The sequence below is a fragment of the Oribacterium sp. oral taxon 078 str. F0263 genome, from assembly GCF_000469565.1.
Lineage (GTDB): Bacteria > Bacillota > Clostridia > Lachnospirales > Lachnospiraceae > Oribacterium.
This window is the reverse complement of the sequence record NZ_KI273127.1, coordinates 1-11,642: the sequence shown is the minus strand read 5'-3', so window position 1 is coordinate 11,642 and position 11,642 is coordinate 1. Positions and strand designations below refer to the sequence as shown.

Sequence of the window (11,642 nt, the reverse complement as noted above, 5' to 3'; positions counted from 1 at the left end):
ACAGAAATGAGAGGTAGAGTATGAGAGCTGCTGCGAACTGCGGAAGAGGCGGAAATTCTCTGAGCGGTGTGATCCTGTCCGCCCCCGCCGTTTTCCTGTTGTTTCTTTTCCTGATTGTGCCGATCCTCGGAACGATCTATTTTTCCTTCTTCACCTATCAGGTCATGAGGCCCGACAACATTCTCTTCAACGGCCTTCGGAACTATCAGAAGCTGTTCAGGGACCAGAATTTCTGGGCGGCATTGAGGAATTCGGTTTATTTCACGCTGCTTGTCGTGCCCTTTCAGTGCGCACTCGCGCTGGGACTCGCCCTCCTCGTCCATTCGAGGAGGCGCGGTGTCTCGATCTTCCGGACCATGTATTTCAGCCCTCAGCTGACCTCCATGGTCGTCATCGCGATACTCTGGGTCATCCTCTATAATTCCAATGCGAGCACCGGGCTGATCAACGCGCTTTTGCAGCATTTTCACATCGGGCCGATCGACTTCCTGAATGATCCGAAGACGGCGATGAATTCCATCATTTTCATGTCCGCCTGGCAGGGTGCGGGATATCAGATGATGATCTTTCTCGCGGGGCTGAACGGGATCCCGGCAGAGCAGTATGAGGCGGCTTCTGCGGACGGAGCGAACAGGCTGGAGCAGTTTTGGTATATCACGCTCCCGGGGCTTAAAAATACGATAAAATATGTCTTCATGATTACCCTGATTCAGGCCATGAAGCTCTTTACGCAGCCCTATATCATGACAAAGGGAGGGCCGCAGAACCGGACGAAGACGCTGGTCTACTTCATCTATGAGCAGGGCTTTCAGAAGGGAAATTTCGGCTATGCCTGCTCTGTCGCGGCAATCTTTTTCCTGATCGTGGTCACGATGTCTCTTCTTGTGAAGAAGCTGACCCGCACTAACTGAGGTGGCGTTATGAAAAGCAAAAAGAATCATAAGAGACTGAGGGACCTCGGCTTTTATCTCGGGAATTCGCTGATCGGACTGATCTTCGTCTCGCCGCTTCTATGGATGGTCGCGGCATCCTTCAAGCCGGAGCTCGCAATCTTTTCCAATATTAACTCCATCCGGACCTTTATCCCGGAGCATTTCAGCCTGGCAAATTATATCGAGGTTTTCCGCCGCCTGAATATCCCGCAGATTCTCGGAAATACCTTTTCGTATATCGCGATCGTCCTTCTCGGAGATCTCCTTTTCGGCTCCATGTGCGGCTATGCCCTTGCGAAGCTTGATTTCCGGGGCAGGGGGCCGATCCTCACTCTGGTCATCGCGCTGATGTCCATGCCGGTGGAGGCCATACTTCTTCCGCTTTACATCGAGGTCTCCCGCTTTGGTCTCGGGAACACGCTTCCGGGGCTGGCGCTTCCTTTTATGATGAACTGTTTTTCGATCTACATGTTCTACTCCTATTTTCTGGATATTCCGGATGAGCTGATCGAGGCCGCGAGGATCGACGGCTGCGGGGAGATCCGCTGCTATTTCCGGATCGTTCTTCCGCTGGCAAAGACGGTCCTCGCTACGGTGTTTATCCTGGATTTCGTGGCGCGCTGGAACGATTTCATGTGGCCCTTCCTGATCACAACCGGAGAGGATAAAAGGACGGTGCAGCTTGCGATTCAGACCTTCTTCGGCACGCAGCCGATTCACTATGGTTCCATCATGGCCGCTCTGACGCTTGCCTCTGTTCCCATGCTTCTCATCTACATTTTCATGCAGAAATACTATGTCGAGGGCATCGCCTCCACCGGGATCAAGGGCTAGGGATAGATGCTGTCATTTTCCGGATACTGTGTTATGATTTCGGAATGAGCGTAGAGTGATTTTTGCTGTGAAAAACCCATTCTCCGTGCTTTGCCTCCGGGAGAAGGAGGGGGAAAAGCGGGGCGAAATTCTGCGAGGGTGCAAAGGAAGAGGAGCGGGCGCTGTGAAGGCAGACAGAGCCCGGCTCAACGCTTATTTTCAGGCGGGAGAAAAGATGGCAGGGATACAGGATGTTGCGAGGCTTGCGGGAGTGGGGACCGGAACGGTGTCCCGGGTGATCAATGGGAGCGGCTACGTCTCCTCTAAGACCAGGGACAGGGTGGAGAGGGCGGTGGCGGAGCTCTCCTATACGCCGAATGAACTCGCGAGAAATCTCCTTCAGAATCGATCGAGGATCATTGCCCTGATCGTACCGGATCTTTCCTATCCCTTCTTCGCAGAGCTTGCCTGCGCGGTGGAGCAAAGGCTTATGGTGCAGGGCTATAAGACGATGATCTGCAATGCGGTCCGCCAGAGCACGAATGAGGAGGAGCATCTCTCCATGCTGGATCGGAATATCGTGGACGGTGTCCTGACGGCCACGCATTCCTTAAAGCACGAGCAGTATTTCCGCTCCCATAAGCCGATCGTCTCCTTCGATATGTTCTACCACGAGGGAGAGATTCCGATGGTCACGGTGGATCATGAGCGGGGAGGGAGGCTTGCGGCGGAGGAGCTGCTCCAGGCCGGCTGCCGCAGACTTCTCCAGTTTCGGGATGCCGAGGAGGCGGGGCGCTTCTCCTTTATGGAGAGGCACCGTGCCTTTGAGGAGAGTGTGCATTCAGCCGGGGCAAAATGCCGCAATGTCTATCTCGAGTGGAACGAATTCCGGGAGGATTATTACGCCGAGATCGCGGAGAAGGCGCTTTCGGAGCATCCGGATGTCGATGGGATCTTCGGGACGGATGGAATCGTTTTGCACTGTATGAGAGCGGCGCTCATGCGGGGAAGGAAGATCCCGGAGGAGCTCAGACTGGTGGCTTATGATGGGACAAAGGCGCTGAACACTGCCTACCCTTCGGTCACGGCACTCGTGCAGCCGATTGAGAAGCTCGCGGAAGCCGGTGTAAAGCTTCTCCTTCAAAGAATCGAGGGGAAAAAGCTCCGAAGGGATAAGATCGTTTTGAGTCTTAAGCTCAGGAGGGGGATGACGACGGGACACAGCGGGAGGAGGAGCGGCTGAGAATGTCATATTTAGAGGAGGCAAGAGAATATGAGGAGAGGATGGAGCGGAAAATCGCGGCGAAGGAGCGGCCTCTCTATCATCTCACGGCGCGGACGGGCTGGCTGAATGATCCGAACGGCTTTTCCTTCTATGGGGGAAGGTACCACCTGTTCTATCAATACAATCCCTACAGCACACACTGGGACAGAATGCACTGGGGGGAGTGGAGCTCTCCGGATCTCATTCACTGGAGCTTTGAGAGAGCGGCTATGGCGCCGGATGAAGCCTATGAGAGCGGCTGCTTTTCCGGGAGTGCCGCCCTGGACCGGGAGGGAAATCCTGTGTTCATGTATACGGCTCACAGAATCATTCCGGACGGACGAGAGGAGATCGTCCGGGAGACGCAGTGCATCGCACGCCTCATAGAAAGGGAGCTTGTGAAGGAGGAGGGAAATCCGGTGATCTCTGAAGAAGGGCTTCCAGAGGGCTTTTCCCTCTCCGATTTCCGGGATCCCAAGATCTGGAGGGAGGGGGAGTATTTCTATTCCGTGCTCTCCTCCCGCTTTGAGGATGGCCTGGGGGCGGTCCTTCTCTACCGTTCTTCGGATCTCCTTCATTGGGATTTTGTGAAGCTCCTTAAGAAAAATGACGGGAGATTCGGGAGGATGTGGGAGTGCCCGGATTTCTTCCGCCTGGACGATCACTCCGTCCTCTTTGTCTCCGCCATGGCGATGAAGGCCCTTTCGCCGGAGCTCAGAAATGGCTTTTGCAGTCTCGCCTTTCTCGGGAAGGATCTCGGCGGAGAGCCGGATCTTCGGGAAGAGAAGGTGCAGGCTCTGGACCTCGGCTTTGATTTTTACGCTCCGCAGACGATGCTGAGTCCGGACGGGAGAAGGATACTGATCGCATGGATGCAGGCCCCGGAGAGCGGGAATCTCGCGCCGGAGGGGGCGGGATGGTACGGGCAGATGTGCTTTCCGAGGGAGCTTTCCATCCGGGATGGAAGACTTTTTCAGAGCCCGATCCGGGAGATCTCGTCGCTCTACGGAGAGAGCACGGAGCTCGACCTTTGCGCCGACTCAGAAAGGTCCGTCCCGGAGCTCTATGGACGGACGATGGATCTTTCCCTTGAGCTCAGGGCAGAGAGGGAGGGTTTTTGCGAGCTGCGGCTCTGCTTTGCAAAAAAGGGGAATATTTTCACATCCCTTTCCTATCGACCGGCCGAGGGCCGGCTGATTCTGGACCGAAGGGCCGCGGGCCGCGCGGCCTCGATCTGTGAGTACCGGGAGGTCCTCCTTCCGAAGCGGGAGAAGGAGGCGAGTCTCCGCCTCCTCCTCGATCGCTTCTCCTTTGAGATTTTTCTGAATGGGGGTGAGTCCGTTCTGAGCGGGACCCTCTATGACTGTCCGGCGGAGGCAGGAGAGCTCACGATTTTTGCGAAGGGAGCGAGGATCCGGGCCGTAAAGCATGAGATCGAGAGCGGGATCCTCCGGGAGAACTTCTGAAGGGCGAGCCGGGAAGACGGGGCGGGATCAATACTCTGAGAGCCGGAAATCAAAGTAGCGGACCGCATTATTGAAGCAGATCCCCCGGAGGATATCGGAGAGAGACCTTTCATCGTCCGGATATTCTCCGTTTTCCACCCAGCCTCCCAGGAGCTCACAGAGAATACGGCGGAAGTAATCATGCCTTGTGTAGGAAAGGAAGGAACGGGAGTCCGTCAGCATGCCGTTGAAGTTTCCGAGGGCGGAGAGATTCGCGTAGTCCTTGAGCTGTGCGCTCATTCCCTCCTTGTGATCGTTGAACCACCAGGCGGCGCCCTGTGTGACGCGGTTTTTCACGGGGGCTTCACAGAAGCAGCCGCAGAGACTGTTGATCACCGCATTGTCGCAGGGATTCAGGGAGTAGAGTATGGTCTTTGGAATATCGGCTGTCCGGGAGAGCTCGTTTAAAAGCGCTGCCAACTGATCGGCGGGGGCGTAGTTATCGACCGAGTCGAAGCCGCTGTCCGCTCCGAGTTTTTCATACATCGCTGCGTTATTGTCGCGGATGCAGCCGAAGTGGATCTGGAAGACCATGTTCCTTTTATTATATTCCCTTGCGAGGAAGAGGATCTCGCCGGTCCGATAGGCCGCGGCCTCTGCGGCGCTGAGCTGCTCTCCCCGGAGCCGCTTTTTTACGATCTCATCCAGCTCCGGCTCTGAGGCCGGGGAAAACATGATATAGCGGAGGGCGTGATCCGTGACCACGCAGCCCAGGGACTGGAAGTAGTCGAGACGCCGGCAGAGTGCTTCCTTCAGGCTTCGGAAATCCCTGATCTCGATCCCGGAGCAGGCAGAGAGCCTTCGGAGATATTCCGGATACTCCTCCTTCTCGATATTAGTGACTTTGTCCGGACGGAAGGCGGGGAGGACCTGCACCTCGAAATCGGGGTCCTCCGCGATTTTTTTGTGCCATTCCAGACTGTCGATGGGATCATCCGTAGTGCAGATCAGGCGGACATTGGAGGCCTTTATGATATTCCGGACGGACATAGAGGGGCTTCTCAGCTTTTCATTGCAAAGCTGCCAGACCTCCTCCGCGGTATCGCCGTTCAGATAGCCCCGGTATCCGAAGTACTTCCGAAGCTCCAGGTGGGACCAGTGATAGAGCGGATTCCCGATCAGCTTCGGGAGTGTCTCCGCCCATTTCTGGAATTTTTCTCGTTCCGGCCGGTTTCCTGTGATATACTCCTCCGGAACGCCGTTGATTCGCATCTGCCTCCACTTATAGTGGTCTCCGCCGAGCCAGACCTGAAAGATGTTTTCGAAGCGTCGGTCCTCCGCGATTTCCTGCGGATTGATATGGCAGTGATAGTCCAGGATCGGCGCATTTTCTGCGTGATCCCGGTAGAGCCGCTTTGCCGTGTCTGTAGAGAGAAGAAAATCCCTGTCCATAAATGCTTTCATCTGTTTCCTCCTGTGATCCTTGCTGCTACTGTCAAAAGTCTGCCTCTGAGCTTCTGCCCCTGAACTTGAAGGACATTGTCTTACGGCATGCGGCCTGGATCCGGACCGCTCTGCCGTAAAAGGATGCTCTCTCCGGCTAAAAGGCGGAGCTTTTTTTTCGGAAGATCCGCTTTCTGCCGCTCTTCCTAGGAGAGGAAGCGGGTGGTCTGCCTCTCCGCGATTTTCGGGCGGAGGAGAAGTTTTTTCGCGGGAAGCCTTTCCGGATCCCTCCGCCCGTCTGCCCCTTGGGCATCGGAGGAGAGAAGCTGCAGAAGGCGCCGGACTGTCTTCTCACAGACGTCCTTTAAGCGGGGATCGACAGAGCTTAGCTCCGGGCTGGAGCATTCCGCGAGGACAGAATTATTGAAGCTTAGGATGGAGAGCTCATCCGGGAGAGAGAGTCCCCGCCGGTTTGCGAATTTGACAGCTCCGACTCCCGTGGTATCGGAGCTTGCGATGACGGCGTCGAAGGGGCGCTTCTCGTATTCCTCTTCCAGGAGAGCGGCGATACTCTGAAAGTCCTTTTTCCCCCGGACGATGCGGAGGGCATCCTCCGCTACTCCGGACGATGCACAGCCCATGCGGAGTCCCCGAAGCTTTGCTCGGCCGGAGTAGCTGTCCGAGGAATAGACATAGATAAAGTCGCGGCAGCCGGATTCCCGGAGCTTTCTCACCGCCTGCTTCATGCCGGAGGCATCATCGCTCAGAGTGCAGTAGATATTCTCGCCCTCCAGGATGCCGTTTATGAGCATGACGGGAATCTCCCTCGCACCGTCCAGGATGTATTGATTGTCCTCCGCTTTCAGCTCCACATATCGGGAGCCCGCGAGAATGATGGCATCCACCTGCCGGGAGCGGAGGAGCTCGAAGGAGCTCATCTTATTCCGGAGCTCGTATCCGGTGCAGCAGAGAATGGAGTTATAGCCGTTTTTCCGAAGAGCGGTTTCCAGATAGGAGATCGCGTGCGCGAAGTAGATGTCTGCGGAGTCCGAGCACATGATTCCGATCGTCTGCATGGAGCCGCGTCCCAGGCCTCTGGCATAGACGTTTGGCGTATAGCCGAGCTCTTCTATGACTTCCGTGACCTTCTGCCTTGTCTTTTCGCTGACGTTCTGCGCGCCGTTTATGACACGGGAGACAGAGGCGATGGATACGCCCGCTGCCCTGGAGATATCGTAGATGTTCATGCTGTCCTCTGATTTGTAAGCGTTTACATTTTCCTTGATTATAGGATAGGAATGAAGTAAAATCAAGTTGCTTCTGCCGCTTTCTATCTTTTTGCGGCGGTTCAGCGGGGAGAATGCGGGTCCATATCGCCGGAGGGACCCGGATATAAGGCGGGGAGACCGGCGGGAGGGAGACGGTATGGAAATCAGGAAGAGGAGCTTTGATTTGATTACGATGGGACAGATTCTTCTTCGTCTTTCCCCTCCCGGCAATGAACGGATGATCCGCTCGGATCATTTTGAGAAAAATGTGGGCGGCGCGGAACTCAATGTCGCGGTGGGGGCCTCTCTTCTCGGGCTTCACACCGGCGTGATCTCGAAGCTTCCCTCCCATGACCTCGGGCAGTATCTGAAGTCGACGATCCGCTCCTACGGGGTCTCCGACGATTATTTTATCTATGACGACCGGCCGGACGGCAGGGTAGGGATTTATTTCTATGAGTATGGAGCTTATCCGAGAAAGCCAAAGCTGATCTATGACCGGCGCGATCCCGGCTTTTTCTCCTTGAGAACGGAGGAGATCGATGAGCGGGTCTATCGGGATGCGGGCTGCTTTCACATTTCCGGGATCACACTCGCTCTCTGCCCGGAACTTCGGAGGACGGCGACGGAGGTGATACGGCGTTTTCGGGAGGCGGGGGCCCTCATCTCTTTTGATGTGAATTTCCGGGGGAATCTGTGGAGCGGGGAGGAGGCGAGGCGCTGCGTCGAGGAGCTCCTTCCCTATATCGACATCTTCTTCTGCTCCGAGTCGACAGCCCGGCTTACCTTTCAAAGAGAGGGAAGTACGAGAGAGATTCTTCGCTCCTTTACGGAGGATTTTCCGGTCCGTCTGGTATTTGCGACGGAGCGGACGGTACACAGCCCGAAGAGGCATGACTTTACTTCTCTCGCCTATTCCGCGGAGGAGAAAAGCTTCTATGAGGAGGAGCCCTACCGGGACATCGAGGTAGTGGACCGGATCGGCTCGGGGGACGCCTATATTGCGGGCGCTCTCTACGGACTTCTTTCCTCCGGGGGAAATGTGAGGCAGGCTGTCATCTACGGCAATGCCTCCGCCGCGATGAAAAATACGATCCCCGGCGATCTTTTGCAGTCTGACAGGAGGGAGCTGGACCACGTCATTTCGGATCACTCCTCCTCAGGCTTCCACTCGGAGATGGACCGATGAACAAACGCTCCTGAACGCGGTCCCCCGTCTGATTCCCGAAGCACAACTTCATGGGGGATCACTGGTGAACAATCGGCGGAGTTTTGTAGGAATTATCATAAATGGCTTGATGTATCCTTTGAAATGCGATAGTATTACCAAAAATCGTTTCCTGAGCCGCGGGCTCAGGATAAAGAGGAGGAATCTATGTCAGAAGCACTTTCAAAAAAGGGTGAGAAGTTTCATCACCCGAAGGGGTTGTGGCTGTCCTGCATCGGGATGGGCGCGTCCAGTTACCTGAAATATGCGGTATCCGGTATCGCTATTTTCTACTACACCTATTCCGTCGCGCAGGGAGGACTGGGGCTTTCCGATCAGGATGCGGGACTCATCATCTCCATCGCGGGGGCTCTGGGATCTTTGCTCCCGGTGCTTGGCTCCATCATCACGGACCGCTTTCTGGGATTGCAGAAGGCGCTGATCTGGGCGCTGTTTTTCCAGGGCATCGCCTATCTTTTTTTCTTTCTCTTTACGCCGAATGTGCCTTTGGTTTTGGTAGGCGTTGCGATCAATATATGCTCCGCGGCCTTCATGAATAATAATCTGAGTGCCATCGTGGGTCTTCTCTACACCAAGCAGGATCATTCCCTGAAGGACGCCGCCTACGGGATCTTCTATATGGCGGTGAATATCGGAAGCTTCCTGGGACCGATCTTCGGCGGCATGCTCACAGACCACTGGATGGCTGTGAGGGATGAGGCCGGGAATATCGTGACCTACGGCTATAAGTACGCCTATCTGATGGTGTCCATCGGAATGTTCATAACCTTCCTGATCTATCTCGTCCTTACTCCGAAGTGGCTCGGTGAGGTCGGAAAATATCCGGCCGCGAAGGCCCCGGAGAAGTCGGACGGGAGCCCGGCGAAGAAGGAGAAGCTGACAGATACGGACAAGAAGAGGATCCTCGCCATGGCCATCATCTTTGTCTTTGTCACGATCTACTGGACCTCCTATTTCCAGACCTCCTATACCGTAAACACCATGGCAAATGAGTATGTCAATCTGAAAATCGGAAGCTTTGATATGCCGGTCGTATGGCTGATTTCTTTTAACGGCATCCTCTGCATCATTCTGGCTCCGCTCTTCGGAAATCTCTGGGTGAAGCTTTCGCACATGAAGAAGGACCCGCCTGTCACCATGAAGATGGCGGTCGGCATGATTATCACCGGTCTTGCCTTCTTTATCATCCTCGCCGGCTATCTGTCCCGGGGTGGAGGAGCAGTGGACAGCAGCGTGAAGATGGCGCTTTGGTATATGCTTGTCGCCTATACGATTCTGACTATCGGAGAGCTCCTGGTTTCTCCCGTCGGTATGGCGCTCTTCAGTAAGCTCACACCGGAGAGATTTTCCTCTCTCGCAATGAGCGGCTGGTATCTTTGCTATTTCTTCTCCGGCATCGCCTCCGGGGCCCTCGTCGCGGTGACGAAGGTCTGGGGCTATGAGAAGATTCTCTCCGTCCTCGGCGGAGCGCTGATCGTCTGCGGCATCCTGATGTTCCTCGTAAAGCCCTTCCTCGAGAAGCTGATCGCGATGGATAAGCTCGGACACGAAGAAGAGGAGATTGCCGCGTCAGAGGCATGACGGGGGATTGACAGCGCGGCTATGCTGTGCTAGAGTACGCGGAGAACAAAACCGATGACAGAGAGTAGTAATCTCTCTTATCCCGCTTACAGAGAGCTGCAGGGGCTGAGAAGCAGTACCGGGGGATTGAGACGAATGGACTCTGGAGGGCGCGACAGAAAGAGAGATCGAGTATGAAGCGACGGGAACCGCACCGTTATCAGGCGGCGCGCATGTCAGTGCGCGGCAGAGGGGCCGGAGCTGATCCGGCAAGATGAGTGGCACCGCGGAATATTTCGCCTCATACATGGCTGTTTGCTGTGTATGGGGCGTTTATTATGCGGAGAGAGGAGGATTTATGAAAAGGATTCTTAGGGCGGGGACGGCATTTCTTGCGGCGGCAGCGGTATTGACATCGGGCTGCGGCGCTTCTTCGCAAAATGCGGAGACGAGCGGAAAGGAGAGCGGGAGCAGCGCGGAAAAGGCAGAGAAGTCCGGGGAGGGAAAGACCTACAAGGTCGGGATCCTGAAGTTCATGGACCATCCGTCCCTCAATCAGATCGAGGACAGTCTTTGTACAGAGCTCGATGCGCTCTCGAAGGACGGCGTGAAATATGAGTACAAGGACTACCGTATGAACGGGCAGGGGGACGCCTCTTCTTTAAATCAGATGACGGCGCAGCTTCTCTCGGATAAGGTCGATATCATCGTTCCGATCGCGACGCCGGCGATCCAGATCGTGCAGGCTCAGACAGAGGGGCAGAGCATCCCGATCGTATTTTCCGCGGCCTCTGATCCGGTATCCGCAAAGCTTGTGGATTCTCTGGAGAAACCCGGAGGACATATCACCGGGACCTCCGACTTTCTGAATACCGATGCGATCATGGACCTTATCTTCGCGGCAAATCCCGAGACGGACTATGTGGGACTCCTCTATTCCAAGAGCGAGGACTCCTCGAAGCTTCCGATCGAGACGGCGAAGAAGTATCTCGAGGAAAAGGGAATCCGCTATATCGAGAAAACCGGGACAAGCACGGACGAGGTGTCTCAGGCGGTGGATGCACTGATCGCGGAGGGAGTGGATGCGGTCTTCACTCCTACGGACAATACCGTGCAGAAGGCAGAGCTCTCCTTCTATGAGAAGCTTCAAAAGGCAAAGATCCCGCACTACGGCGGAGCGGACTCCTTTGCGTTAAACGGTGCCTTCTGCGGCTACGGCGTCGACTATGTTCAGCTTGGAAAGGCCACGGCGGACATGGTTTCCGATATCCTGGAAAAGGGAAAGGATCCGGCGGAGACTCCGGTGCAGACCTTTGACAGCGGAATCGCGACCATCAATACGGAGACCTGTGAAAAGCTCGGATATTCTCTGGAGGACATAAAAAAGGCCTTCCAGCCCTACTGCAGCAAAACCGAAGAGATCCAGACAAAGAAGGACTTTACTGCATAAGTCCCTGTCAGGCGCCGGAGCAGACGCCGTGTTTATACGGGCGGCTGCTCCGGCATCTGACAGGACAACAGGTATGAGCATGGAGGGCGGCAGCCCGGAATGTGAATACCTGTTAAGGATTGCGAGAGCAGCAGGGCTGCGAAGCAATCCGGGGACTTATGCATATGATTTTGCGGCGCCGGAACAGACGCTTTTCCTGCCGTAAGTCCGCCCGGCACAGGACGCTCTCGCTCCGACTG

9 protein-coding genes and 1 other annotated feature are annotated in these 11,642 nt (G+C 55.4%); of the genes, 7 read left to right on the top strand and 2 right to left on the bottom strand.

Annotated elements, in window-relative coordinates; translation table 11 throughout:
- Window positions 1–20 precede the first annotated feature (20 nt).
- From HMPREF1986_RS09290 to HMPREF1986_RS09275, 4 genes are all read left to right on the top strand, one after another.
- Window positions 21–911 carry a carbohydrate ABC transporter permease gene (locus HMPREF1986_RS09290; protein ID WP_021774577.1) on the top strand — a complete coding sequence of 297 codons (891 nt, stop codon included), beginning with the start codon at window positions 21–23 and terminating at the stop codon, window positions 909–911.
- A 9-nt stretch (window positions 912–920) separates the two neighbouring features.
- Window positions 921–1,766, top strand: a complete 846-nt coding sequence (locus HMPREF1986_RS09285) for a carbohydrate ABC transporter permease (protein ID WP_021774576.1) — start codon at window positions 921–923, stop codon at window positions 1,764–1,766.
- 214 nt (window positions 1,767–1,980) lie between these two features.
- Window positions 1,981–2,988: a LacI family DNA-binding transcriptional regulator gene (locus tag HMPREF1986_RS09280; protein ID WP_036600167.1), complete on the top strand. Its 1,008-nt coding sequence runs from the start codon at window positions 1,981–1,983 to the stop codon at window positions 2,986–2,988.
- A gap of 2 nt (window positions 2,989–2,990) precedes the next feature.
- A complete protein-coding gene (locus tag HMPREF1986_RS09275; protein WP_021774574.1) occupies window positions 2,991–4,475 on the top strand; it encodes a glycoside hydrolase family 32 protein in 1,485 nt (494 codons plus the stop codon).
- A 27-nt stretch (window positions 4,476–4,502) separates the two neighbouring features.
- On the opposite strand, the gene uxaC is transcribed toward HMPREF1986_RS09275, so the two are convergent.
- Window positions 4,503–5,918: a glucuronate isomerase gene (gene uxaC / locus HMPREF1986_RS09270; protein ID WP_021774573.1), complete on the bottom strand. Its 1,416-nt coding sequence runs from the start codon at window positions 5,916–5,918 to the stop codon at window positions 4,503–4,505.
- 185 nt (window positions 5,919–6,103) lie between these two features.
- Entirely contained in the window at window positions 6,104–7,144 is a 1,041-nt protein-coding gene (locus HMPREF1986_RS09265; RefSeq protein WP_021774571.1) for a LacI family DNA-binding transcriptional regulator, read from the bottom strand.
- A 178-nt stretch (window positions 7,145–7,322) separates the two neighbouring features.
- Here HMPREF1986_RS09265 and HMPREF1986_RS09260 point away from each other — a divergent pair, with 178 nt between their 5' ends.
- The 3 genes from HMPREF1986_RS09260 (at window position 7,323) to HMPREF1986_RS09250 (ending at window position 11,403) form a co-directional block, all read left to right on the top strand.
- Window positions 7,323–8,354, top strand: a complete 1,032-nt coding sequence (locus HMPREF1986_RS09260; RefSeq protein WP_021774570.1) for a sugar kinase — start codon at window positions 7,323–7,325, stop codon at window positions 8,352–8,354.
- A gap of 186 nt (window positions 8,355–8,540) precedes the next feature.
- Entirely contained in the window at window positions 8,541–9,974 is a 1,434-nt protein-coding gene (locus tag HMPREF1986_RS09255; protein ID WP_021774569.1) for a peptide MFS transporter, read from the top strand.
- A gap of 45 nt (window positions 9,975–10,019) precedes the next feature.
- Window positions 10,020–10,260: a binding site (T-box leader), on the top strand.
- Window positions 10,261–10,311: 51 nt separating this feature from the next.
- Window positions 10,312–11,403 (top strand): ABC transporter substrate-binding protein, encoded by a 1,092-nt coding sequence (locus tag HMPREF1986_RS09250; RefSeq protein ID WP_036600130.1) that lies wholly within the window; start codon window positions 10,312–10,314, stop codon window positions 11,401–11,403.
- The last annotated feature ends 239 nt before the right edge of the window (window positions 11,404–11,642 follow it).

Excerpts from the sequence above, each read along its gene's own strand:
- HMPREF1986_RS09290 (WP_021774577.1), top strand. The coding sequence starts at position 21 with ATGAGAGCTGCTGCGAACTGCGGAAGAGGCGGAAATTCTCTGAGCGGT.
- HMPREF1986_RS09285 (WP_021774576.1), top strand. The coding sequence starts at position 921 with ATGAAAAGCAAAAAGAATCATAAGAGACTGAGGGACCTCGGCTTTTAT.
- HMPREF1986_RS09280 (WP_036600167.1), top strand. The coding sequence starts at position 1,981 with ATGGCAGGGATACAGGATGTTGCGAGGCTTGCGGGAGTGGGGACCGGA.
- HMPREF1986_RS09275 (WP_021774574.1), top strand. The coding sequence starts at position 2,991 with ATGTCATATTTAGAGGAGGCAAGAGAATATGAGGAGAGGATGGAGCGG.
- uxaC (WP_021774573.1), bottom strand. The coding sequence starts at position 5,918 with ATGAAAGCATTTATGGACAGGGATTTTCTTCTCTCTACAGACACGGCA.
- HMPREF1986_RS09265 (WP_021774571.1), bottom strand. The coding sequence starts at position 7,144 with ATGAACATCTACGATATCTCCAGGGCAGCGGGCGTATCCATCGCCTCT.
- HMPREF1986_RS09260 (WP_021774570.1), top strand. The coding sequence starts at position 7,323 with ATGGAAATCAGGAAGAGGAGCTTTGATTTGATTACGATGGGACAGATT.
- HMPREF1986_RS09255 (WP_021774569.1), top strand. The coding sequence starts at position 8,541 with ATGTCAGAAGCACTTTCAAAAAAGGGTGAGAAGTTTCATCACCCGAAG.
- HMPREF1986_RS09250 (WP_036600130.1), top strand. The coding sequence starts at position 10,312 with ATGAAAAGGATTCTTAGGGCGGGGACGGCATTTCTTGCGGCGGCAGCG.